This window comes from Streptomyces malaysiense, assembly GCF_000980885.2.
GTDB lineage: Bacteria > Actinomycetota > Actinomycetes > Streptomycetales > Streptomycetaceae > Streptomyces > Streptomyces malaysiense.
This window is the reverse complement of the sequence record NZ_LBDA02000067.1, coordinates 53,789-77,990: the sequence shown is the minus strand read 5'-3', so window position 1 is coordinate 77,990 and position 24,202 is coordinate 53,789. Positions and strand designations below refer to the sequence as shown.

At 72.5% G+C, this 24,202-nt stretch carries 19 protein-coding genes and 2 tRNA genes; 13 read left to right on the top strand and 8 right to left on the bottom strand.

Features of this window, described 5'->3' with window-relative positions:
* Positions 1-30: 30 nt before the first annotated feature.
* Both VT52_RS27010 and VT52_RS27005 read right to left on the bottom strand, forming a co-directional pair.
* Complete coding sequence (locus tag VT52_RS27010; protein ID WP_079175293.1) at positions 31-4,407, bottom strand: PAS domain-containing protein; 4,377 nt, start codon at positions 4,405-4,407, stop codon at positions 31-33.
* Between the two features lie 179 nt (positions 4,408-4,586).
* Positions 4,587-5,063 carry an SSI family serine proteinase inhibitor gene (locus tag VT52_RS27005; protein ID WP_046419148.1) on the bottom strand — a complete coding sequence of 159 codons (477 nt, stop codon included), beginning with the start codon at positions 5,061-5,063 and terminating at the stop codon, positions 4,587-4,589.
* 186 nt (positions 5,064-5,249) lie between these two features.
* Here VT52_RS27005 and VT52_RS27000 point away from each other — a divergent pair.
* From VT52_RS27000 to VT52_RS37630, 5 genes are all read left to right on the top strand, one after another.
* Positions 5,250-5,340 (top strand) — tRNA-Ser (locus tag VT52_RS27000).
* Positions 5,341-5,544: 204 nt separating this feature from the next.
* A tRNA-Arg gene (locus VT52_RS26995) sits at positions 5,545-5,617 on the top strand.
* Positions 5,618-5,808: 191 nt separating this feature from the next.
* The gene (locus VT52_RS26990; protein ID WP_046419149.1) at positions 5,809-6,243 is read left to right on the top strand and encodes a DUF6234 family protein; all 435 of its coding nucleotides are present in this window, start codon (positions 5,809-5,811) and stop codon (positions 6,241-6,243) included.
* A gap of 159 nt (positions 6,244-6,402) precedes the next feature.
* Positions 6,403-7,029: a LuxR C-terminal-related transcriptional regulator gene (locus VT52_RS26985; protein WP_046419150.1), complete on the top strand. Its 627-nt coding sequence runs from the start codon at positions 6,403-6,405 to the stop codon at positions 7,027-7,029.
* A gap of 167 nt (positions 7,030-7,196) precedes the next feature.
* Positions 7,197-7,550: a hypothetical protein gene (locus tag VT52_RS37630; protein WP_143070922.1), complete on the top strand. Its 354-nt coding sequence runs from the start codon at positions 7,197-7,199 to the stop codon at positions 7,548-7,550.
* Positions 7,551-8,145: 595 nt separating this feature from the next.
* On the opposite strand, the gene VT52_RS37215 is transcribed toward VT52_RS37630, so the two are convergent.
* Both VT52_RS37215 and VT52_RS26975 read right to left on the bottom strand, forming a co-directional pair.
* The gene (locus tag VT52_RS37215) at positions 8,146-8,685 is read right to left on the bottom strand and encodes a hypothetical protein (protein ID WP_107481456.1); all 540 of its coding nucleotides are present in this window, start codon (positions 8,683-8,685) and stop codon (positions 8,146-8,148) included.
* Between the two features lie 194 nt (positions 8,686-8,879).
* On the bottom strand, positions 8,880-10,055 hold the full coding sequence (locus VT52_RS26975) for an MFS transporter (protein ID WP_046424660.1): 1,176 nt from the start codon (positions 10,053-10,055) through the stop codon (positions 8,880-8,882).
* A 201-nt stretch (positions 10,056-10,256) separates the two neighbouring features.
* Between VT52_RS26975 and VT52_RS26970 the strand changes: the two genes are divergently transcribed.
* From VT52_RS26970 to VT52_RS26945, 6 genes are all read left to right on the top strand, one after another.
* Positions 10,257-11,129: a DUF2797 domain-containing protein gene (locus tag VT52_RS26970; RefSeq protein ID WP_079175291.1), complete on the top strand. Its 873-nt coding sequence runs from the start codon at positions 10,257-10,259 to the stop codon at positions 11,127-11,129.
* A 101-nt stretch (positions 11,130-11,230) separates the two neighbouring features.
* Positions 11,231-11,968 carry a response regulator transcription factor gene (locus tag VT52_RS26965; protein ID WP_046424671.1) on the top strand — a complete coding sequence of 246 codons (738 nt, stop codon included), beginning with the start codon at positions 11,231-11,233 and terminating at the stop codon, positions 11,966-11,968.
* Positions 11,968-13,653, top strand: coding sequence for a HAMP domain-containing sensor histidine kinase (locus VT52_RS26960; protein ID WP_046424658.1), 1,686 nt, complete (start codon positions 11,968-11,970; stop codon positions 13,651-13,653). Before VT52_RS26965 ends, VT52_RS26960 begins: the two co-directional genes overlap by 1 nt.
* A gap of 14 nt (positions 13,654-13,667) precedes the next feature.
* A complete protein-coding gene (locus VT52_RS26955; RefSeq protein ID WP_079175290.1) occupies positions 13,668-14,963 on the top strand; it encodes a bifunctional glycosyltransferase family 2/GtrA family protein in 1,296 nt (431 codons plus the stop codon).
* Positions 14,960-17,167: an ArnT family glycosyltransferase gene (locus tag VT52_RS26950; protein WP_079175289.1), complete on the top strand. Its 2,208-nt coding sequence runs from the start codon at positions 14,960-14,962 to the stop codon at positions 17,165-17,167. Before VT52_RS26955 ends, VT52_RS26950 begins: the two co-directional genes overlap by 4 nt.
* A gap of 176 nt (positions 17,168-17,343) precedes the next feature.
* Positions 17,344-18,099: a TetR/AcrR family transcriptional regulator gene (locus tag VT52_RS26945; protein ID WP_206306610.1), complete on the top strand. Its 756-nt coding sequence runs from the start codon at positions 17,344-17,346 to the stop codon at positions 18,097-18,099.
* A gap of 15 nt (positions 18,100-18,114) precedes the next feature.
* Here the strand turns inward: VT52_RS26945 and VT52_RS26940 are convergent, their stop codons facing one another.
* The gene (locus VT52_RS26940) at positions 18,115-18,585 is read right to left on the bottom strand and encodes a PPOX class F420-dependent oxidoreductase (protein WP_046424655.1); all 471 of its coding nucleotides are present in this window, start codon (positions 18,583-18,585) and stop codon (positions 18,115-18,117) included.
* 144 nt (positions 18,586-18,729) lie between these two features.
* On the opposite strand from VT52_RS26940, the gene VT52_RS26935 reads away from it, so the two are divergent.
* Positions 18,730-19,470: a GAF and ANTAR domain-containing protein gene (locus tag VT52_RS26935; protein ID WP_079175288.1), complete on the top strand. Its 741-nt coding sequence runs from the start codon at positions 18,730-18,732 to the stop codon at positions 19,468-19,470.
* Between the two features lie 61 nt (positions 19,471-19,531).
* On the opposite strand, the gene VT52_RS26930 is transcribed toward VT52_RS26935, so the two are convergent.
* The 3 genes from VT52_RS26930 to VT52_RS26920 all read right to left on the bottom strand — a co-directional run bounded on the left by VT52_RS26930 (position 19,532) and on the right by VT52_RS26920 (position 23,528).
* Positions 19,532-20,353: a YceI family protein gene (locus VT52_RS26930; RefSeq protein WP_046424653.1), complete on the bottom strand. Its 822-nt coding sequence runs from the start codon at positions 20,351-20,353 to the stop codon at positions 19,532-19,534.
* 102 nt (positions 20,354-20,455) lie between these two features.
* Entirely contained in the window at positions 20,456-22,945 is a 2,490-nt protein-coding gene (locus tag VT52_RS26925; RefSeq protein ID WP_046424666.1) for an MFS transporter, read from the bottom strand.
* 88 nt (positions 22,946-23,033) lie between these two features.
* A complete protein-coding gene (locus VT52_RS26920; protein WP_046424649.1) occupies positions 23,034-23,528 on the bottom strand; it encodes a MarR family winged helix-turn-helix transcriptional regulator in 495 nt (164 codons plus the stop codon).
* 206 nt (positions 23,529-23,734) lie between these two features.
* On the opposite strand from VT52_RS26920, the gene VT52_RS36070 reads away from it, so the two are divergent.
* Entirely contained in the window at positions 23,735-23,938 is a 204-nt protein-coding gene (locus VT52_RS36070) for a hypothetical protein (RefSeq protein WP_079175287.1), read from the top strand.
* The last annotated feature ends 264 nt before the right edge of the window (positions 23,939-24,202 follow it).

Sequence of the window (24,202 nt, the reverse complement as noted above, 5' to 3'; positions counted from 1 at the left end):
CGGCCCCTCCCCCGTGGCGTTCGCCGTCGGCTAGTTGGTGCCGATCCGGGACAGCAGGTCCACGATCCGCGACTGCACCTCGGTGCTGGTGGACCGCTCCGCGAGGAACAGCACCGTCTCGCCCGAGGCCAGCCGGGGCAGGTCGGCCTGCTCGACGGCGGCCGTGTACACGACCAGCGGGGTGCGGTTCAGCTGCCCGTTCGCGCGCAGCCAGTCCACGATCCCGGCCTGCCGGCGGTGCACCCGCATCAGGTCCATCACCACGAGGTTCGGCCGGAACCGGCCCGCCAGCGCCACCGCGTCGCCGTCGCTCGCGGCCCGCGCCACCTGCATCCCGCGCCGCTCCAGCGTCGCGGTCAGGGCCAGCGCGATCTCCTCGTGCTCCTCGATCAGCAGCACCCGCGGCGGATGCTGCTCGCTGTCGCGCGGGGCGAGCGCCTTCAGCAGCACGGCGGGGTCGGCGCCGTAGGCCGCCTCCCGGGTCGCCTGGCCGAGCCCCGCCGTGACCAGCACCGGCACCTCGGCGGCGACGGCGGCCTGGCGCAGCGACTGGAGGGCGGTACGCGTGATCGGGCCGGTCAGCGGGTCCACGAACAGCGCGGCGGGGAAGGCCGCGATCTGCGCGTCGACCTCCTCGCGCGAGTGCACGATCACCGGCCGGTAGCCGCGCTCGCTCAGCGCCGCCTGCGTGGTCACGTCCGGCGCGGGCCACACCAGCAGCCGGCGCGGGTTGTCCAGCGGCTCCGGGGGCAGCTCGTCGTCCAGCGGCTGCGGCCGCGGGGTGTCCGACACCTCGACGGCACCGCCGGGACCGTCCAGCGGCTCGGGTCCCTCGGCCGCGTTCGCGTCCGGCGCGCCGATGGCGTACGACCGTCCGCCGCCCTCGGTTCCCGGCGCGATCCGTGACGACCCGGGCAGCGACGACGGCTGTGCGGGCACCGCCTCGCCGGACGCATCCTGGCGCGCGGCCGGATCGGGCGGCGTCCCGAGTTTGCGCCGCCGCCCGGAACCACCCGGCGCGTGCGGCGGCGGCGTCGCCTGCGCGACCTGCCGCGCGAACGGCACGCCCTGACCGAGCGTGCGCACGCTGATGGCCCGGCCCTGGGTGGAGTCGGGGTCGTACGCGGGCCCGCTCCCGCCGGCCTCGGTGGGCAGCGGCAACGGCTGGGCGGCCCGCTGCGGCTGAGCGGCCGGAAGAGGAGTGCCGCTCGCCGGGGTCGCCGGCGGTACGGGGGTCCCGGCGGCCGGAGTCGCGGCCTGCGGGGGTACGGCGGTACCGGCGGGCGGGGCGGGCTGCGCCGACCGCGGCGGCTGCGGCGCCCCGGGTACGGGGGTGCCGGGGGCCGAGGCGGGCCTCGGCGGGTCGGCGGTCTCGGCGGGCAGCGGGAGCGGCCGCGCGGCGGGGGCACCGGTGGCCGGAGCGGCCTGCTCGGCCGCGGGCGGCCGCGGGGCCGGAGCGGCGGCCGGCGCCGCGTCGGGCCGGCCGACAACCGGCGGGGCTGCCTGGGGCGCGGCCGGGTCGGCCGGCGCGGCGGGTGCCGCGGGCGTCGCGGTGGCGGCCGGCGCGCCCGGGGCGATCGGAGCCGACGCGGGCACGGCGACCGGGGGGCCGGCCTGGAGGGCGACGCCCCGGCCGTCCGTGCCCCGGGTCTGTGCCGGCAGGGCCGTCCCGGGGATGGCCTGCCCCGGGGCCACCGGGCGGGGGGCCTGCACGGGGACAGCGATGCCCTGCCCGTTCGTGGCCTGTGCCTGAGGCTGAGCCTGCGCCGCGGCGGCTTGCGCCGGAGCCCCCGGCGCCGTACCGGAGTCGGCGGCCTGGGCGGCGGGCGCGGTCTGCGCGGTCTGGGCCGGAGCCGCCACCGCGCGGCGGCGCCGACCGGTCGGCGCGGTCGTGGGATGCGGCTGCGGCGGAGTGTGGTCCTCGGCCTGGCTCGGCGGTACGGCGTCGTGCCGGCCCTCCTCGCCGGGCACGGCCGCGCCGGTCGGCGGCGCCTGTACGGGCAGGGGCCCGGTCCCCGGTGCCGCCGGCTCCTCCTGCGGAGCGCGGTCGGCCGCGGCGGGCGGCAGGGCGAAGACCGTACGCGCCCCCGTCTCCTGCGCGGCGGCGCGCTCGGCCGCGGCGGCCAGCGCACGGCGCCGCCGCCCGGTGGGCTGAGCCGCTTCGGCGGCATCCCCGTCACCCGGCGCACCCTCGGCCCCCGGCGCGCCCTCGCCCCCGGCCGGCGGCAGGGCGGCGGGCAGCGCGGTCTGCGGAGCCGGCTCGGTGCCGGGGCGGGCGTGGTGCCCGGCGGGCGCGGGCACGCCCCCCGGCGGCACGGCGCCGCCGAGCCCCGTACCGGAGGCGGCGGCCCCCGCGGCATGCTCGGCCGCGGTCACCACGGCCCCCTCGCTCACCCCGTCGGCACCGGCGTCGGCACGCGCGGGATCGAGTTCGGCGGGCCGCCCGCGGCGCCGCCCGGTACCGCCGGACGCGCCCTGCGTGGCCTCGGCCGGAACCTCGGTCGTCTCGTCGGCGGGCCCGGCCGCGCGCCTGCGGCGGCGTCCGGTGGGCGCGGACCCGTCATCGGACGGCGTGCCCGAACCGGCCAGGTCGGCGTCGAGGAACGCGTCCGTGGACCCCCGCCGGGCCCGCCGGCGGGCGCCGTCGAAGGTCTCCCGCGCCGTGTCCGGCCCGGCCAGCTCCATCTGCGCGGACGGTGCCGTGACGGCCCCCGCGCCGTCCCCGAGCGGCACCTCCAGGACGTACGCGTTGCCGCTCATGCCCGGCACCTCGTGCGTCTGGAGCACACCGCCGTGGGCGCGCACGATCCCGCGCACGATCGGCTCGTGCACCGGGTCTCCGCCGGCGTACGGCCCGCGCACCTCGATCCGGGCGACCGAACCGCGCTGCGCGGCCGCCACGACCACGGTGTTGTCGAGGTAACCGCCCGTCGAGACGGGCGCGTTGCCGGTCGCGTCGACGCCCGCGACGTCCGCCACCAGGTGCGCGAGCGCGGTGGCGAGCCGCTGCGGGTCGACCTCGGCCTCGATGGGCGGCGCGTGCACGGCGAACTGGACCCGGCCGGGGCCGATCAGCTCCACCGCGCCGTCGACACCGGCGGCGACGACGGCGTCCAGCATCACCTTCGTGCGGGTGATGTCCTCGGTGCCCGTGTCGATCCGCTGGTAGGCGAGGACGTTGTCGATGAGGGCGGTGATCCGCGAGTACCCGGCGGACAGGTGGTGCAGCACCTGGTTGGCCTCGGGCCACAGCTGCCCGGCGTCGTCGGCGGCCAGGGCGGCCAATTCGCGCCGCAGCTCGTCCAGGGGACCGCGCAGCGACCGGGCGAGCAGGGTGAGCAGCTGCTCGTGCCGCCCGGCCAGCGCCTCGTACCGGTCCTTCTCCCGCTCGCCGAGCGCGGCGTACCGCTCCTCGCCCGCCGCCAGCTCCTCCGCGTGCTGCTCACGCAGTTCCGCCAGCTCGGCGTCGTACTTCTCGCGCAGCTGCTCCACCTCGGTGGCGTGCTGCCGGCGCAGGGCGGTGAGGTCGGAGGCGTGCTCCTCGGAGAGCTTCTCCAGCTGCTCGGCGTGCGCCTGCTCCAGAGTGGTCTTCTCGTCCACCAGGGAGTCGAAGGGGCGCCGGTCGGTGAAGGTCATCACGGCGCCGACCAGCTGGTCCCCGTCGCGCACCGGCGCGGTGGTCAGGTCGACCGGCACCTGGTGGTCGCCCTTGGACCACAGCACCTGCCCGCGCACCCGGTGCTTGCGCCCGGAGCGCAGGGTGTCGGCGAGCGGCGACTCCGCGTACGGGAAGGGGGAGCCGTCGGCTCGCGAGTGCAGGACGAGGTTGTGCAGCTCCTTGCCGCCCAGCTCGCCCGCCCGGTAGCCGAGGATCTGCGCGGCCGCCGGGTTGACGAGCACGATCCGCCCGTCGGTGTCGGTGCCGACGACGCCCTCGGACGCGGCCCGAAGGATCATCTCGGTCTGCCGCTGCGAGCGGGCCAGCTCCGCCTCGGTGTCGACCGTCCCGGACAGATCCCGGACGACGATCATCAGCAGCTCGTCGCCCGTGTATCCGTAACCGTCGTACGCCTGCTGCCCGTTCTCCAGGTTCGCGCTGGTGACCTCGACCGGGAACTCGCCCCCGTCGGTGCGCCGGGCGACCATCCGCGCCGGCTTGGTCCGGCCCTGCGGGTCCCGCTGGCCGGGGCGCCGCATGGAGCCCGGGATGAGCCGCGAGTCGAACTCGGGCAGCAGATCGAGCAGCCCGCGCCCGACGAGCGCGGTGCCGGGCGCCTCGAAGGCTTCCAGCGCGATGGTGTTGGCGTTGACGACGGTTCCGTTGGCGTTGACCAGGACCAACGCGTCCGGCAGAGCGTCGAGTATGGCTGCGAGGCGAGCAGCGCCTCGGGATGGCCTGCTGCTCACGAGACGCTTCCTCCCTGTTACCGCACCTTGCCGACCGCTCGGGCCATATTGCCAACCGGCCCGCGACGTGTCACGCGAGGGAGTCTATGCGCACGTGTTGTGCCAGGGGTGCCGGATGAGAGGGAGGTCCCACGAGGAAGTGACGCCGATGCGGTGACGACCGGACCTTCGGACCGGGCCTATCCGATCTTCGGCAGCAGCGGCACCATCCGGTTCCACCGGTCGATCTCGCACCCGTTGTTCCGGTCGTACGACGCGTCGACGGGCCGTCCCGCCCAGGTACCGGTGACCCGCGCGGTGGCCGGCCCGCCGGAGATCATGGAGCAGATGCTGCCGGGCGGCACCGGCGCGAAGAGGTCCCGCCCCCACCGCGTCTGCGCGTCAAGTTTCCGGCAGGCGCCCCGCACATCAGGGTGATGCCCGCCCGCGGGATGACAGAACAGCTCGTACGTCCCGTCCCGCCCGGCCCCGGCATGCCGTACGACGACGGTGAGGTGATCCCCGCCGCGCCCCTGGCCGAGGGCGGCGGCGGGTACGGCGATCAGCGGTACGACGGCGGAGGCGACGGCGGTGACGGCGATGGTGACGGCGATGGTGACGGCGGCGAGACCGCCGCGACGGACGCGCCCGGCGACACCCGACAGAAGAGAACCCATGCCCTCCTCAACGCCCGACCTCGGCGGACGTTGCGCCACGTTCCCCCGGAAAACGCCGCCCGGCCGAAGAAGCCCTTTGCCCTGCGGCCGGACTGCCTAGTACCGTAGGGATCGATTGGTGACGGGCCCTGTGGCTGTGTCATCATCTGCACGCACCACTCGCGCGCTCGCGTGAGCGGTTGTGCTGGAGGCGTCGCCTAGTCCGGTCTATGGCGCCGCACTGCTAATGCGGTTTGGGTCTTAAAGCCCATCGAGGGTTCAAATCCCTCCGCCTCCGCCCCATCCGAAGCCCCGGTCCACTGGACCGGGGCTTCGTCGTTCCTGTCGCACACTCCGTCCTCCACCCCTCTCCTGGACGTTTCCGCAGGTCAGAAGGGGTGTGCGGATCGGATTTCACATGACGGCGGCAGTCATGTAATGTTCTTCCTGTCGCCGGGACGGGCCGAAAGGAACGGAAACGGAGACAAGAACAAAAGAACAAGCACTCGTAGCTTAACGGATAGAGCATCTGACTACGGATCAGAAGGTTGCAGGTTCGAATCCTGCCGAGTGCACAGAGACCAGAGGCCCCGGAGAAATCCGGGGCCTCTGGCTTTTGTCTTGACGGCAGTGTTCGACGGTAACCGCCTCAGGGTGGTGAGTGCGGGGCCGATCAGGGTGTCGGGCGGCCCATGGGGATCACCCGGGTGGATCTGAGTACTCCTGCTCATGCGCCCGCCCCGCCCGCACGAGCAAGGTGGCGGCCATGAACTTGCCCGTCGCCCCGCCGGCCTTCGACGCGACCACCGGCCCGGGACCGCGCCGCCGTGCCGACCGGGGCGCCGACATCGGAGCCGGTTGCGGTCTGGTGTTCCTGGAGCTGATCGCCCTGGTCGTGATCTTCGGACTCTGGTTACTGTCCGGGTTCGACCTCGATCCTGGGAAGACCGTCACGACCGACTCGTCGTGGGACTACCTGGCCGCCGCCGGCGGGGTCGGCGTCCTCGCCGTCGCGGCGGCCGCGATCGCCGCGCGTGCCGGGGCCGTCGTAACGGTCGTCGCCCAGGCCGTCATGGCCGCTCTGATCGGCGTCATCGTCTTCGGCGGGGCTGCGGCGCAGTCACACCAGGATCGGCTCTGCCGTGACATCCCGTCAGCCACGGGCTGCGGGGGCAGCCACCGGGCGGCGGATCCCAGCTGATCGCCAGGACCACGTCACGCCCGGGTCCGAAGTGACCGGTAGGGCGCCGACCCGCGGAGGCACCCGGTCCCCGATGGTCCAACTCGGCATGCCGATGGGGCGTGGAGCGGCGATTCTGGGATTGACGCGATCGTGACACCCAGCCGACCAGGAACCTCGATGAGCCCACATCCGGTGCGTGTAGCCGTAGCAGTCGTCTCCGACTGCCCCTTGCTGCGGCGAGGTCTTGAGCAGGTGATCGACACCGCGCCGGACATGCGGAGGGTCGCCTCCGTCAAGGGGAGCGAGGAGTGGGACTACGAGACGGGCGCCGCGGACGTTGTCCTGGTGAACCTTCAATCGCCTCTCGAAGATATGGGCCGCCTCATCTCTCGATTGCGTCAGCAGGGCCGAGCCGCGGTCATTCTGTCAGCCTCCGAGACGCAGACCGAGCTTTTCTTCTTCATCGAGGCGGGTGCCAGTGGCTATCTGAGCCGGAGCAGCGAAGAAGCCGAATTGCTGGCGGCGGTCCGTGCCGTCGCCTCCGGAGACATTTACTTCTCCACGAGATTGAGGGATCAGTCTCTCCGTGAGCAGCACACTCGCATCACACATCGGGAGAGGCAGATCCTGCAACTCATCGCGAGTGGCGCAACCGACCGTGAAATCGCCGCCAAGTTGAATATTAGTGAGCACACCGTTCACACGCACCTTGACCGACTGCGCGGCAAGACCGGCTGTCACCGCCGGGCCGACCTGGTCCGTCTGGCGCTCCTGCGTGACGGAGTGGGCGAGCCTCCCGGATGACGTGTCCCGCCGGCTGTGGGTACTTCTGCCCACAGTGTCGGTAGTTCTGCCTCTTGCCCGTGCGAACTCCGGTCACTAAGCCTTGGAACATGTCGTGCGCTTGATGCCGGTGTGCCTCTTTGCGCTGACAGGTGGACCCTGTTCCGGCGATTTCCGGGGTGGTGAGGATGCGGAAGGCGACGTTGCGAGGCGTCTGTCTCGCAGCGGCTGTGTTCTCGCTCCTGGCGGCCGGCGTGTCGGGTCCCTGTGCGAGTGAGGCGAGTGCACTGCCGAAAGGCGCGCAGACGCAGGAGAAGTCGGTGCTTCGTTGCTACGAGACGCGCAGGAACGCCGGTGAGATCGTCTGCTACCGGTTCTCGAAAAAGGCCGAGTTCAGGCACGGTGACGTCATTTTCGTTCCCATTCTCATTCAGGTGCCCGTGCCGTCTAATCCGCCACCTGTTACTGTCGTAGACAGTCTCGATGATATTCACCCGAGCGATGTGGGTGGTGACCTGCCTGCCAATTCCGCCGAAGAATGAAGGCAGCCTGAATATCTCATTCTCGGGCTTTCGAACGCCGTAGATCTCGTACCCGTCAACGACTGATAGCGAGGTTTCCATGTTTACCGCTCGAAATCGAGTCGCCCGCATAGCCGGGGCTTCCTGCGCTGCGGCGCTGCTCGCCGGAACAGTCGGCGTCGCCAGCGCTGAGGCCGTGCCCACGACACACAACGACGCAGTGGTGCACTCGGTCAGCAAGCCGCCCCCGCCGCGTCCCCACCACCGGCAGAACACGCCGAACACGCCGAACACGCCCAACACTCCGGGTGGTGGCGGCCGTACGCCGAACACGCCGAACACGCCGAACACTCCGGGTGGTGGCGGGAACACTCCGAACACGCCGAACACCCCGAACACTCCGGGTGGTGGCGGGAACACTCCGAACACGCCCAACACCCCGAACACTCCGGGATGACAGCGCTCGACAACATGATGAAGCCGCGCAGCGTTATTCGCGCGGCTTCATCATGTTCACGTGCTCCGACGGATGACGAAATGACTGCTCAAGGCGCGACTCAATCAATTCCTTGATCAGCTCGTCGTCCAGAGGACGGTTCAAAGCCCCACACGTCGGCTACAGCAAGGCAGTCAGAATGCTTAGAAGGCCCAGCGTGTTCGGGGTGTTGGGCGTGTTGGGGGTGTTGGGTGTGTTCGGGGTGTTGGGCGTGTTGGGCGTGTTGGGCGTGTTGGGCGTGTTGGGCGTGTTGGGGGTGTTGGGGGTGTTCGGCGTGTTGGGGGTGTTGCCACCACCCGGGGTGTTCGGGGTGTTGGGGGTGTTGGGCGTGTTGGGCGTGTTCGGGGTCTGTGCCGCTCCGTGGCCGCCTCGTTCCTCGGCCGACAGCCCGGATTCGCCCCCCCTCGATTTCCCAGGGTCAACGCGCTGCGGGGTCTGGGGGGTTTGAGGCGTCTGAGGCGTCTGAGGAGTTTGAGGGGTCTGGGGGGTCTGAGGGGTCTGGCCGCCCAGGAGGTTGAGTCCGAGGAACGTGTAGGTCGGACCGTTGTAGCTGTTCGAGTTGTGGCTGTTCGAGTCGCCCGCGTAGGCGACCCCCATGCCCGCAGCGGTGAAGCTTCCCGCCGCGACGGCGGCGATCAGAATTCGCTGGATTCTGCGCAAGGTTCTTTCCCCTCAGGTTCCGGGCCGCGGAGTTCGAATATCGTGCGGAGGTGCGTGGTAGCCAACGTGGCACATTCGGCGGGCCGCACCATGCATAAGTAATCTGTGTTGCCGCGAGCGTCACCCTCTCCGACGAGTGCCGCCGTTCACCCGTACAAGAGAGGTAAGCCGGCGCGACGGCGGATATCCGCGGCTCAGGTGATTCCGCGGGCCGCCTCCGGGGTCCGGGCCAGTGCCGGCAGATACGCGCCGCCCGCGAGCAGGCAGACGGCCGCGGCGGCCGCCAGGAGGGCCGGGGTGTGCCCGGGGCGGAGGAAGAGACCCACCGAGAAGCTCAGGAACAGGGAGGCGTTCAGGATCCAGTTGAACGCGGCCCAGGCGTGGGGCTGGCCCTCGGCCGGGACGCCCGACCAGATGATCCGGGTGAGGAGGAGGTTGAAGACGCCGTTCCCAATGCCGCCCAGGGCGAAGGCGACGGTGGCGGACCAGAACGGGAGACCGACACTCGGGAGGCCGATCGCGAGGGCCACCAGCAGGTTGCACAGCGGGAGGAGTGCGCGAACGCCGGTGAGCCGGCGTGGGGTCACGGCCGCCGCGATCATGGAGGCCACGGCCCAGCAGGCCATCACCACGCCGAGCCCGTGAGGGTCGTAACCCGGTGTCCGGGCCAGCATGAAGGGGCCCGACACGCCCTCCAGGCTGGTGGTGATCAGCATGGCGGTCGCGCAGAGGAGGCCGAGGGCGCCGAACGCTCCGGGGGCCACCAGGCGGCGGAACCCCGCGGTGGCGCTACGGGCCGCCGTCGTACCGTCCTCCGGGACCCGCGGTGACCAGGCCACGGCCAGCACCAGCAGGAAGGTCAGGGCGTTCAGCGCGAAGGCCGGGGCCGCGCCGGACAGGGCCACCACCACACCGGCCAGCACCATGCCCGCGGCGCCGGCCCCCGCCTTCGAGACGCTCCACCACCTGGCCAGGTCGGCCTGCCGCCCGTCACTGAGCGTGTGCAGGAGCGAGCGGGAGAACGGCACCGTCAGGGCCTCGCAGGACGCGGCGGCCAAGACGCACGCCAGGACGGCGGTCCGGTGGTCCGCCGCCGCGGCCGCGACGGCGAACGCAGCCACCTGCCCGATCAGTCCGGCCCGCCACGCCGTCCGCGAGCGGATCCAGCCCCGGGCGCTGACGAGCGGGGTGATCACCAGGATCGGGACCGTCTGGGCGGCCAGCACGGCGGCGAGGAAGGTCGTCGCACCCGCGCGCACCGCGACCAGCGCGTACGCCACCTGCACCAGCCTGTCCCCGAGCTCGGAGGCCGCCAGGGCGAGGAGAAGCCCGACGAGCCCGGCCGGACGGGCGGCGGAACGGCCTGACAACGCTGATGCCTCCCACGCTCGCGGAACGGACGACCGGGGACCCGGAGAGAGATGACAGGGGAGGCTATCCCGCGCTCCGCCGGCGACGCTCGGAATTTTCCGGCGCCCCGCCGGTGCGCGTACTGCCGTGGCCGTGTCCCGTCCCCGCCGGAACCCGAGTGTCAGCATCAATGTCAGACCCACCACCTACCCTCACCGGTGATGGCACAGATGTGGAGATGCTCCGGGCTTCGCTGGTCCGGCGAGGGGCTCGTGCTCGCTTGGGAGGGCGGGCGGGGCAGCGCGCTGGTGTGGGGGAAGCGGGTCGGGTTCGCGGTGCCGGAAGGGGGCGGGCGCGTCTGCGTGGGGGCGCGGGGGCACGCGTGTCCGGTGCGGGCGGCCGTGCCGCCGCGCGGCACAGGCGCCCGGTGCGAGGAGTGCGCGCGGCTCGACCGGGCGCACTCCGTGGCCGCCGACACCATCGCCGACGACCCCCGGCCGTACCGGGTGTATCTCGCCTGGTTCGGTCCCGGCCTGGTCAAGGTCGGCATCACGGCCGTCGAGCGGGGGCCGGCGCGGTTGCTGGAGCAGGGGGCGGTCTGTTTCAGCTGGCTCGGGACCGGTCCCCTGATGGCGGCCCGGCGTACCGAGGAGACGCTGCGGGCCGCGCTGGGCGTGCCGGACCGGATCGCGTACGCCCAGAAGCGGGCGGTGCGGGCGAGGCTGCCGGGGACGGGGGAGGAGCGGGCGGCCGAGGTGCGCGCGCTGCACCGGCGGGCCGTCGAGCTCGCCCGGTGGCCGGAGTCCCTGCGGGCCGAGCCCTGTGAAGTGGTCGATCATGTCCAGGCCTTCGGGCTCGACGGCGTACCGGCCGCCTTCGGCGAGGTGGTGGAGCTGGTCCCCGGAGGTGCCGTCGGCGGGGAACTGGTCGCGGCCGCCGGTCCCGATCTTCATCTGGCGGTGCGCGGACGCGGGGTCGTCGTGCTCGACACCCGGCTGTTGCGGGGGTGGGGGCTCATGCCCTCGCCGCGGGAGGGCGATGAACTCCACCTGCCCGTACGCGAGTTCCGGCAGGAGCAGGACGGGCTGTTCTGAGGGGCCACCCAGGCGTTGTCTGAGTGGTGGCTGTGTGTTTCTCAGGAAAAACCAAGACTGGTGAAACGCTCCTCTCAGAGGGCCCCGACAGTGTGGCCGCCATGACCACGACCTCCCCTCAGGGGCGCACCGAACTGCTGAGGCCGGACGGCAGCCCCGTCCGCGTGCTGGTGGTCGACGACGAGACGTCGATCACCGAACTGCTGAGCATGGCCCTTCGCTACGAGGGCTGGCAGATCAGAAGCGCGACGGACGGGCAGGGCGCCCTCCAGGCGGCCCGCGAGTTCCGCCCCGACGCCGTCGTCCTCGACATGATGCTGCCGGACATGGACGGGCTGGCCGTCCTCGGCCGGCTGCGCCGTGAACTGCCGGACGTACCGGTGCTGTTCCTGACCGCCAAGGACGCGGTGGAGGACCGGATCGCCGGGCTCACCGCCGGTGGCGACGACTACGTGACCAAGCCGTTCAGCCTGGAGGAGGTCGTCGCCCGGCTGCGCGGACTGATCCGCAGGTCCGGGGCGACCGACCGGCGCTCCGAGTCCGTGCTGGTGGTGGGCGACCTCACCCTGGACGAGGACAGCCACGAGGTGACGCGGGGCAGTGACTCCATCCACCTCACCGCCACCGAGTTCGAGCTGCTGCGCTTCCTCATGCGCAACCCGCGGCGCGTGCTCAGCAAGGCGCAGATCCTGGACCGCGTCTGGTCGTACGACTTCGGCGGCCAGGCCAACGTGGTCGAGCTGTACATCTCGTACCTGCGCCGGAAGATCGACGCCGGACGCGAGCCCATGATCCACACCCGGCGCGGCGCCGGTTACCTGATCAAGCCCGCCGTGTGATGGGCGGACCAGCCGGGCCCCGACCCGCGGCCCGGTCGAACCCGGTACGACGGACGCGGCGTTCCACTCCGCGGCCGTTCCGCTCCTCCCGCTCCTCCCGCACCCTGCGCACCCGTCTCGTCGTCGCCTCCGTCGTCCTGATCGCCGTCGTCTGCGCGGTGATCGGCACCGTGACCACCGTGGCCCTGCGCTTGCACCTGTACGCCCAGCTGGACGCCCGGCTGGACGACGTCGGCAAGCGGGCCTCCGGTGCCTTCGCCCCGCCGGGGCAGGGCGGGGGGCCCGGCGGACCCGGCGGCGGACAAACCTCCACGGGCATGGAGCTGGGCAGGTTCGTCGCCCTGGCCCCGCAGCCGCAGTACACGGTCGTGGCCGTGGCGAGCGGCGGTACCGCGACCGAGGGCAAGGTGGGCCGCAAGTCGAAGTCGGCGCCGTACCTGAGCGCCCACGACCTCGACGCCGCACAGCTCGCGGCCCTCGGCGGCTTGTCCGAGGACCCGCGCCCGCGCACCCTCGGCCTCCCCGGCCTCGGCAGCTACCGGGCCGAGTACGTCACCGGGCCCAACGGCTCCTTCTACGTGGCCATTCCGACCGACGACACCGACGGCATCATCAACACCCTGATCCTCGTCGAGGTCTGTGTCACCGCCGCCGGGCTGCTCGCCGCCTGCCTCGCCGGGACCGTCATCGTCAGCGTGGCCACCCGCCCGCTGCGCAGGGTCGCCGCCACCGCCACCCGGGTCGCCGAACTGCCGCTGCACACCGGCGAGGTGAACCTCAGCGAACGCGTCCCGGACGCCGAGTGCGATCCGCACACCGAGGTCGGACAGGTCGGCGCCGCGCTGAACCGGATGCTCGACCATGTCCGCGGCGCCCTGGAGGCCCGGCAGCAGAGCGAGACGCGGGTACGGCGGTTCGTCGCCGACGCCAGCCATGAACTCCGTACCCCCCTCTCCTCCATCCTCGGCTACGCCGAACTGACCCGGCGCGGACACGAGCAGGTCGGCCCCGACACCCGGCACGCCCTCGGGCGGATCGAGTCCGAGGCCGGGCGGATGACCCTGCTGGTGGAGGACCTGCTGCTGCTCGCCCGCCTGGACGCCGGCCGGCCGCTGGAGTTCGGGCGCACCGATCTGGTCCCGCTCGTGGTCGACACCGTCAGCGACGCCCGCGCGGCCGGCCGGGACCACACCTGGCGGCTCGCGCTGCCCGCCGAGCCCGCTCCGGTCCGCGCGGACTCCGCCCGGCTCCAGCAGATCCTGGTCAACCTGCTGGCCAACGCCCGGCGCCACACCCCGCCCGGTACGACCGTCACCGCGCGGGTGCGCCGGCAGGGTCCGTGGGTGTGCGTGGACGTCGAGGACGACGGGCCGGGGATTCCGGCCGATCTGCTGCCGCATGTCTTCGAGCGGTTCGCCCGCGGCGACTCGGCCCGGTCGCGGGCGACCGGCTCCACCGGGCTCGGGCTCGCCATCGTGTGGGCCGTCGCGACGGCGCACGACGGCTCGGTGAGCGTGGAGAGCGCGCCCGGCAGGACGGTCTTCACCGTGTGCCTGCCCGCTCTCGACACCCGGTCCGTCCCCGGTCCCGACGCCGCCGCCGACGACAACTCCCCTTTGCATCAAGCGAGTTCATACTCACAGCCGTACCACAGCACCACCACATCGATGCGACAGGGCGCTTGACGAGAGTCGGTTCCATGCGAACCGACTCTTCTCCCGACTCGCCCCCCGGCACCCTGCCGGCCCGGGAGCACCTGCCGGCCTCGGCAGCCGGCACGGCTGTCCTGGACGTGGTGATCCCCGTCTACAACGAGGAGCAGGACCTCCAGCCGTGCGTGCGCAGGCTGCACGAGCACCTGACGCGCACCTTCCCGTACGCCTTCCGCATCACCGTCGCGGACAACGCCTCCACCGACAGCACCCCGCTGGTCGCGGCGCGGCTGGCGGCGGAGCTGCCCGGGGTGGGCGTCGTACGGCTGGAGCAGAAGGGCCGCGGCCGCGCGCTGCGCACCGTGTGGTCCGCGTCGGACGCGCCGGTCCTCGCCTATATGGACGTCGATCTCTCCACCGACCTCAACGCCCTGCTGCCGCTGGTCGCACCGCTGATCTCCGGCCACTCGGACCTTGCGATCGGCTCCCGCCTCGCCCGGTCCTCCCGGGTCGTGCGCGGCCCCAAGCGCGAGCTGATCAGCCGGGCGTACAACCTGATCCTGCGCGGCTCGCTCCAGGCCCGGTTCTCGGACGCGCAGTGCGGGTTCAAGGCCATCAGGGGCGATGTGGCGCGGGTGCTGCTGCCGCTGGTGGAGGACACCGGCTGGTTCTTCGACACCGAGATGCTGGTGCTCGCCGAGCGGGCCGGGCTCCGGATCCACGAGGTGCCGGTCGACTGGGTGGACGACCCCGACTCCACCGTGCACATCGTGCGCACCGCGACCGACGACCTCAAGGGCGTCTGGCGGATCGGCCGGGCGCTCGCCACCGGTTCGCTGCCGCTGGACCTGCTCGCCCGGCCCTTCGGCGACGACCCGCGCGACCGCGAGCTGGCCGGCGTGCCCAAGGGCCTGGCCCGCCAGCTGATCGGCTTCTGCGCGGTCGGCCTGCTGTCGACCCTCTTCTACCTGCTGCTCTACAGCGGCTTCCGGGAGTTCTGCGGGCCGCAGCTCGCCAACGGCCTCGCGCTGCTGCTCTCGGCCGTCGCCAACACGGCCGCCAACCGCCGGCTCACCTTCGGGGTGCGCGGCCGGGGCGGCGCGGTCCGCCATCAGGCGCAGGGCCTGGTGGTCTTCGCCATCGGACTCGCCCTGACCAGCGGTTCCCTGGCCGCCCTCGGCGCGGCCGGCGGCCGGCCCGCGCACTCCACCGAACTGGCGGTCCTCGTCACCGCCAACCTCGCCGCGACCGTACTGCGGTTCCTGCTCTTCCGCGCCTGGGTGTTCCCGGACCAGCGGCAGCCGTACGACACCGACACCGAAATCTCCGAAGGGTCCCGATGAGCACCTCCTACGACCGCCCGCTCGACGCGTCCGAGGGGCCGGGCGCCACGACCGCGGCGGGGCCGCCCCCGGCCGCCGCCGCGCCCCGGCCGCCCCTCCCGCACCGTCTCTGGCGCGGCCGTCCCGAGGACCCCCGCTGGGCGCGCCCCGCCTTCCTCGGGCTGCTCGCCGCCACCCTGCTGCTCTACCTGTACGACCTGAGCGCCTCCGGCTACGCCAACTCCTTCTACGCGGCGGCCGTCCAGGCGGGCAGCAAGTCCTGGAAGGCGCTGTTCTTCGGGTCGCTGGACGCGGGCAACGCCATCACCGTCGACAAGCCCCCCGCCTCGCTGTGGCCGATGGAGCTGTCGGTGCGGATCTTCGGCCTGGACTCCTGGGCGATCCTCGTGCCCGAGGTGCTGATGGGCGTGGCGACCGTGGCCGTCGTGTACGCCGCCGTGCGCCGCCGCGGCGGCCCCGCGGCCGGTCTGATCGCGGGCGCGGTGCTCGCGCTCACCCCGGTCGCGGCGCTGATGTTCCGGTTCGACAATCCGGACGCCATGCTGGCCCTGCTGATGTCGCTGGCCTGCTACCTCGTCGTACGGGCGCTGGAGGACGGCCGGACCCGGTGGCTGGTGTGGGCCGGGGTCGCGATCGGCCTCGCGTTCCTCGCCAAGACGCTCCAGGCGTTCCTGATCCTGCCGCCGCTCGCTCTGGTGTACGCGGTGTGCGCGCCGGTGCCGCTGAAGAAGCGCCTCGGACAACTGGTCGCCGCCACCCTCGCGTTGGTGGTGTCCGGGGGCTGGTGGGTGGCGATCGTCGAGCTGTGGCCGGCGGCGTCCCGTCCGTACATCGGCGGTTCGCAGCACAACAGCTTCCTGGAACTGACCTTCGGCTACAACGGGTTCGGCCGGCTCAGCGGCGACGAGACCGGCAGCGTCGGCGGGGGCGGGGGCCCCGGGGGCGGCGCCGGCGGCGGGATGTGGGGGGAGACCGGCTGGAGCCGTATGTTCGGCTCCGAAATCGGCGGCCAGATCTCCTGGCTGCTGCCCGCCGCGCTGGTCCTGCTGGTGGCGGGGCTGGTGGCGACCCGCAGACTGGGGCGTACCTCGGTCACCCGCTCCTCGTTGCTGGTCTGGGGCGGATCCCTGCTGATGACCATGGCGGTGTTCAGCTACATGGCGGGCATCTTCCACCAGTACTACACCGTGGCGCTCGCCCCCTATCTCGCGGCGGTCGTCGGCATGGGCGCCGGGCTGCTGTGGGAGCGGCGCCAGGAGGTGTGGGCGTCGCTCGCGCTCGCCGCCTCCGTGGTGGCGGCCGCGGCCTGGGGCTATGTGCTGCTCCACCGCACACCGTCCTACCTCCCCTGGCTGAAGTGGCTGGTCCTGATCGGCGGTCTGGTGGCGGCCCTCGGCCTGATCTTCGCCGGGCGCCTCGCCCGGCCCCTCGCCCTCGGGGCGGCGGCCCTCGCCCTGGCCGCCGCGCTGGCCGGTCCCACCGCCTACACCCTGAGCACGGTGGACACCGGGCACGAGGGCTCCATCCCGACGGCGGGCCCCGCGGGCGCGAGCATGATGGGCTTCGGCGGCCGGGGTCCGGGCGGCGGCCGGACCGGCGGTCCCCGGGGCGGCCTCGGCGGCGGACGGACGCAGGGGCAGCAGGGCCAGCAGGGGCAGCAGGGCCGGCAAGGCGTGCCCGGCGGCGGTCAGGGCGTGCCGGGCGGGGGTCAGGGCATGCCGGGCGGGCGGAACGGGAACGGGGTCCCGGGCCTCGGCGGTGACCTCGCCGGCGGCTTCCCGGGCGGTGCCCGCACCCGCGAGGGCGGTGGCGGCTTCGGCGGCCTGCTGAACGGCGCGGACGTCGGCTCGGCGGCCAGGGCGCTGCTGGAGAAGGACGCCTCCCGATACACCTGGGTCGCCGCGTCCATCGGCTCCCAGAACGCGGCCAGCTACCAACTCGCGACCGGTGACCCGGTGATGGCGATCGGCGGCTTCAACGGCACCGACCCGTCGCCGACGCTCGCGCAGTTCAAGAAGTACGTGGCCGACGGCAGGATCCACTACTTCATCGCCGGCGGCGGCATGGGCGGCGGAGCGGGCGCCGGGCGCGGTGGCGGCAGCGGCACCGGCTCGCAGATCAGCTCCTGGGTCCAGGCCGGCTTCAAGAAGGTGACCGTGGGCTCGGCCACCTTCTACGACCTGACCCAGCCCGTGAAGGGCTGAGGGGGACGCAGCGGAAACCGAGAGGAAACGGCGGAGCGGGTCCGCGCCTAAGAGCCGGGGGATGTGGGTAACGGCTCAGGGACGCGGGCCCGCGCCCCCGCGCCGGCCGGCCCCTGGCCACCCGGGCCGTGGCCTCGACGGGCTCTGACTGGCCGGGGACGGAGGAAGGTGCGCCGGTGACGAAGACGGCGGGGCGGACGGCGCGGGACAGTGTGTGGCTTCAGGAGGAGCCCCGGCGCGGCGGACGCGGCGGGCAGCCCTCCGGCCTCGACCGGCAGCGGATCACCGCGGCGTCCGTGCGCCTCCTGGACGCCGAGGGCCTAGCGAAGTTCTCCATGCGCCGCCTCGCCGGCGAGCTGAACGTCACCGCGATGTCCCTGTACTGGTACGTCGACACCAAGGACGACCTGCTCGAACTCGCCCTGGACGCGGCCTACGGCGAACTGCGTCTGCCCGGCGAGGACGACGCGGCTGACTGGCGGGAGCGGCTGCGGGCGCTGGCCGCCGAGTACCGGGGCCTGCTGGTGCGCCACCCCTGGTTGTCCCGGCTGGCCGGCCAGTACCTGAACATCGGCCCCCACTCGCTGGACTTCTCCCGCAGCGTGCGGCGCACCCTCGGCCGCTCCGGACTGCCCGCGCACCGGGTGATGGGCGCGATCTCGGCCGTCTTCCAGTTCGTGTACGGCTTCGGCACGGTCGAGTCCCAGTTCATGTGCCGGATCGCGGACTCGGGGCTGACCCCGGACGACTACTACCAGCAGGCCAGGAACTCGGTCCGCGAGGACCCGCACACCGCGGACTTCGTCCAGGAGTCCAGGCAGATCATGGAGGCCCGCGGCGGGAGCACGGTCGCCGAGCTGATGGACCGTGACTTCACCTTCGCCCTGGACCTGCTGATCGCGGGCATCGAGGCGATGGTCGAGCGGGGCTGAACCCTCTCGGGTCCGTCACTCCCCGCCGGCCAGCCGCGCCGGGAAGCCCCCGGTCGCCACCGGCCCCCACCGTTCGGGCGTCACCCGGATGATCGACTTGCCCTGCTTGCGCATGGCCGCCCGGTACTCGTCCCAGTCGTGGTGCTCACCGGCGATGTTGCGGTAGTACTCGACCAGCGGCTCCACCGAGTCGGGGCTGTCGACGACCTCGGCGGTGCCGTCGACCTGCACCCAGGGGCCGTTCCAGTCGTCGCTGAGCACGAGCAGGCTCACCCGCGCATCCCGCTTGGCGTTGCGGGTCTTGGCCCGCTCCGGGTAGGTCGAGACCACGATCCGGCCCGAGTCGTCCACCCCGCAGGTCAGCGGGGACGCCTGCGGGGAACCGTCGGCGCGGCGGGTGATCAGCAGCGCCCGGTGGCGGGGTCGTACGAAGTCCAGCAGCTCGTCCAGGGAGACGCGGGTGTTCGTCGCGATGTTCGGTGCCATGACCGCAGCCTAGAACGCCGCCGGGCGCCGCGGGCCGCACCGGAGGAAGGTCACTTCACCGCAATGGAGCAGCTAAAGTTCTTCTGTCCTGTGCTCGCAGTCGGGAATGTGCTGCGGAGCTCTCCTGCGCATGGCCGTACGGTCATGTCATCCGAGAGGTTCGTGGTGGCCGCGTCCGACTTTTCCGTGCCCGACTCTTCCTCGTACGACCTTTCCGTGTACGACGTCGTCGAGGCGACCCGTTCGCCCGGCGCTCTCGACGTGGCCGAGGCCCTGACGGCGGCCGCCCGCGAGCTGCACGAGAGCGCCTCCCCCGGCGCCGCGCTCGACGCGGCGGTCCGGCTCGCGGTGCATCTGCTGCCCGGCGCCGAGCACGCCGGGGTCTGCGAGATCGAGCGCGGCGAGAGCCTGCGCACGGTCGCCTGGAGCGATGACATCGTGCGCGCGGCCGGCACCCCCGACCTGCCGCACTGGGAGCGGCTGTGGGACGCGCCCGTGGTCCGGGTGGCGGACAGCGGCGGCGCGGCCGGCGAGCGGCAGGGGCTGCGCTCGGTGCTGTCGATGCGGCTGCGCGCCGACCGGCGCCGGCTGACGGTGCTGACCGCCTACTCCCGGGAGCCCGGCGCCTTCGACGAGACGGCGGCCCGGCTCGGCCGGCTGTTCACCGCACAGGTGAGCCTCGCCCTCAACTCCGTGACCGTTCGCGAGCAGTTGACCGCGGCCATGCACACCCGGGACCTGATCGGACAGGCCACCGGCATCCTGATGGAGCGTCTGGACATCGACGCCCAGGCCGCCTTCGAGAGCCTGGTGCGCGCCTCCCAGCGGGAGAACGTCAAGCTCCGCGACCTGGCCCGGCGCATCGTGGGCGCGACGGACAACTGAGCGGTTCATCGCGGGAGCCCGCCGGCCGGCGTCCGGTCGGCGGGCTCCTCCGTGCCGCGGCTCAGGCGGTCGGCAGGCTGTCCCCCTGCACCGCCTGGATGTCCAGCTGGACCTTGAGCGTGGTGCCGATCGCGGCGATACCGGCCTGGAGGACCTGGTTGTAGTTCATCGCGAAGTCCTCGCGGTGCAGCTCCGCCGTGGCCCGGAAGGCGGCACGGGTGCCGCCCCACGGGTCGGCGCCGGTGCCGAGGTAGGCGAGGTCCAGGTCGACCTGGCGGACCACGCCGTGCAGGGCCAGCTCGCCGCGCACGGTCCAGCGGTCCGGGCCCGCCTGGGTCAGCCCGGTGGAGCGGTAGCTGATCTCCGGGTGGTTCTCGATGTCGAGGAAGTCACCGGAGCGCAGATGCGTGTCGCGCATGCCGTTGCCGGTGTCGATGGACCCGGCCTTGATCACCGCCTCCACCCGGGACTTGGCGACGTCGTCCGGCGCGATCTCGATGGTGCCGCCGAACTCCGTGAACCGGCCGTGCACGCTGGAGATCCCCAGGTGCTGGGCGACCGCGGCGACCGAGGAGTGCGCCGGGTCGATGGTCCAGGGGCCGGGCGGGGGCAGCTCGGCGCCGCCCTGCCGGGCCAGGGTCACGGCGCCGACCTCGGCGCGGCCGCTCGCGGTGACGATCGCGCTGGACGCGGCCGGCGCGTACCCGACGGCGGTCACGATCACGGTGTACGCCCCCGGGGCCAGTTCGGTGCTGTCCCGTACGGCCCCCTCGGGGTCCGCCTCGGCCCGCAGCACCTGCGTACCGGTCATGTCGGTCACCGTGACGACCGCGTGCGACACGGCCCACCCGTCCCGCGTACGGATCTTCGCGGTCAGTCCCATCCCGTTCTCTCCCTGCAAGGCCATGCGAATCGGTCGTAAGAATCCGGCCCGTGGCGCCGGACGGCTCCGCTCGGAGCGTGCCCTGCCACGGGCCGGGTGGAACTACTCGCCGGGGTGGGCGAGCTCGATGTCGTGACCGTCGGCACCGGTGCCGGTGACGGTCAGCGCGGTGGCCACCGGCGGGTAGCCGGTCGCGATGACGGTGTACTCGCCGCTGTCCAGGTCGGTGAAGGCGTACGCGCCGTCCGCACCGGTGGTGGCGTTGCCGACCACGTTGCCGGCCTGGTCGACCAGGGTCACCCGGGCGTCGGCCAGCGGTCCGTGCGGGGCCTTGACGGCACCCTGGAGGCGGGCGCCGGCGTCCAGCTCGACGTCGGCCCGGGTGACACCGGTGGCGGCCACCTCGACGGGCAGGGCGCGGGGCCGGAAGCCGCCCGCGTTGACGGCGACGGTCACCGGTCCGGGCACCAGGTCGGTGAAGGCGAACTCGCCCTGCTCCCCGGTGGCGGCGGTGGCCAGCAGGTCACCGCGCACATCGGTGACGATCACCATGGCGTCCCTGACCGGCAGCGCGCTCCCGCTCGCCCGCACCACACCGGTCAGCCCGCTGGTGCCGCTGAGCAGGATGTCGTACGACAGCGGTTCCCCGCCCACCACGACGGTGGAGGCCTGCGGCTGGTAGCCGTCGGCGGAGGCGATCAGGACGTAGCTGCCGGTGCCGGGGGCGGCCAGCGCGTAGGAGCCGTCGGCCTGGGCGACGGAACGGCCCAGCTGGCGGCCGGCCAGCGAGATCAGGGTGACCGCGGCCTGCGGGACCGGGGCGCTCTCGGCGCCGCGGACGAAGCCGTGCACCGGGGTGCCGTCGCCGCCCGCACCGGGCTCGGCGATGGTCGCCACGGCCGTCATCGGGGCCGCGCCGGCGGTCGCGGTGGCCAGTGCCTCGGCGGCGCCGACCACCGGAGCGGGCGCGGTCAGGCTGGGCGCCCTCTCTTCGAAGGGCTCGTCCGGCACGTTCCGCATGGCGTTCTCCACAGTGCTCTCCAGGGTGTTCTCCACGGCCCCCGCCGTCTCCTGCGCGGCCTGGGCCAGCGCGCCGGTCGTCCGCAGCGGGACCTCCTTGATGAACATCACCACGACGAAGGCGACCAGGGCGCAGGGTGCCGCGTAGAGGAAGACGTCGGCGATGCCGTGCCCGTAGGCGCTTTCCAGCCAATGCCGGATCGGCAGGGGCAGGCTGTTCATGTCGGGCAGCTCGCCGCCGCCCACGGCCTTGGCCGCGGCCATCCGCTCCTTGATGCCGAGCTCGCCGATGCTGTTCCTGGCGTAGTGGCTGATCCGGTCCGACATGATCGAGCCGAGCACGCCGACGCCGACCGCACCGCCGAGGGAGCGGAAGAAGCTCACCGTGGAGGAGGCGGCGCCCAGGTCGTTCGGGGCGACCTGGTTCTGCGTGGAGAGCACCAGGTTCTGCATCATCATGCCGACGCCGATGCCCAGGAGCGCCATGTAGATGGACAGCTGCCAGTAGGGGGTGTCGTAGCGCATCAGGCTGAGCAGGGAGAGGCCCGCGGTGAGGAACAGACCGCCGGCGACCAGCCAGTTCTTCCAGCGTCCGGTGCTGGAGATGATCCGCCCGGAGACCATGGAGGAGATGAACAGACCACCGATCATCGGGATGGTCATCACACCGGACATGGTGGGGGACTTGTCCCGCGCCAGCTGGAAGTACTGCGAGAAGAAGACGGTGCCCGAGTACATGCCGACACCGACGAACAGCGAGGCCAGCGAGGCCAGCGTGATCGTGCGGTTGCGGAACAGGCGCAGCGGGATGATCGGCTCGGACGCCCTGGTCTCGGTGAGGACGAAGGCGAGCGCGAGCAGGATCGTGCCGCCCACCATCACGTACGTCTGCCAGGACAGCCAGTCGTACTTGTCGTTGGCGAAGGTCACCCAGATCAGCAGCAGCGAGGCGGCCGCGGTGATGAAGAAGGCGCCGAGCCAGTCGACCTTGACCTGGCGCTTGATGAGCGGCAGGTGCAGGGTCTTCTGGAGGACGACCAGCGCGATCAGCGCGAAGGGGATGCCGACGAACAGGCAGTAGCGCCAGCCGAGCCAGCTGGTGTCGGTGATGACACCGCCGAGCAGCGGGCCGCCGACGGTGGCCACGGCGAAGGTGGCGCCGGTGTAGCCGGAGTACCGGCCGCGCTCGCGCGGGGCGATCATCGCGGCCAGGATGACCTGCACCAGGGCGGACAGACCGCCGGCGCCGAGACCCTGGACGGCACGGGCGGTGATCAGCATCGCCGGGTTCTGCGCGAGACCGGCGATGACCGAGCCGGCCACGTAGATGACCAGGGATATCTGGACGAGCGCCTTCTTGCTCATCAGGTCGGCCAGCTTGCCCCACAGGGGCACGGAGGCGGTCATCGCCAGCAGGGCCGCGGTGACGACCCAGGTGTACGCGGACTGGCCGCCGCCGAGGTCCTTGATGATCGTCGGCAGTGCGTTGGTGACGATCGTGGAGGACAGGATGGCGGCGAACAGGCCCAGCAGCAGGCCGGAGAGCGCCTCCATGATCTGGCGGTGGGTCATCGGGGCGTCGCCCGCCGAGGAGCCTCCCCCGTGCTTGGCGTGAGCCCGCACACCGGCTGGTGTGGTCGTTGCCATGGGCTTCCTTTTCTTACGTGCTTGCGGGTGTACGGGTGGTCTCTTCGACTACGGGGGCGGACGGCCGGGCCGAGGGGGACCGGCAGTCGCCGAACGACGAGCGCAGGCGGGTCATCAGGCGGATGAGCTGGGCGACCTCGTCGTCGGTCCAGTCACCGAGCCGCTCGGCGAGCACCTGGGAGGTGCGCCGGGACAGCTCGTCCAGCTGTTCCTGGCCCGCGGTCGTCAGGCGCAGGATGCGCGAGCGCTTGTCCGCCGGGTCCGGGTGCCGCTCGATCCAGCCGCGTGCGGCGACATGCGCGACGTGCCGGCTGGTCACCGACAGATCGACGGCCAGCAGCTCCGCGAGCTTGCTCATGCGCATGTCGCCGTGCCGGCCGAGCAGCGTCAGCACGGCGGCCGAACCCCCGGGACACTCGGGGGGCAGCACCCGTACGAGGTCACGTTTCACGGCGCCGACGGCGCTGAGCTGACGCGCAAGCTCGTCAAACTGCGCATGCTCGGCCATCACACCTCCCGTAATCGTTGCTTGGGGCAACCATAAAGGTATTGGTTGCTACAGGCAAATAACTGGAAGGTCGCTTTCGTAAAGCTTTAGTAAAGGCCTCGCGTTGCGGTTGTGAATATGCAGGTGGGTGCGCGAAGGGTGTCCCCGTCTGTCCCGGTGGCCCCCCACTTGGGTGCCCCGGCCCGTCTTCGCTAAGGTCTCGGGCCATGGCTAACACCCAGGGCCCCCAGGGCAATTACGACCCTGCCGGCAGCACTCAGATGTTCCGCGCGTTCGTCGACGAGGCTCCGCAGGGGCGTCAGCAGCAGGCGGCCGCCGCGTCTTCCTCCGGTCCGCGCGTCGGCGTGATCATCGGCGTCATCGTGGCCCTCGTGGTCGTGGCCGGCGTCGCCTGGCTCGCGCTGAAGTAATCCGCGCACCCGGAGGAGGAGCCCCTCTCTCCGGTGTTCACTTCCACGGGACGGACGTCCGCACGGTCGGCCCGTCGATGCCGCGCGCCCCGGTGGCGTGCGTCCCGGACGTCACCGGGCCCGAACGCACCGCCGCGGCCGCGGACCTCCGGAAGCCCTCGGTGACCTTTCCGGCGCCACCGCCGGCCCCGTCCGGCGTCACGGGCCCGCCCGAGGGGGCGGACGCGGGGGACGTACGGCCGTCACCCGTGCCCGCGCCCGCAC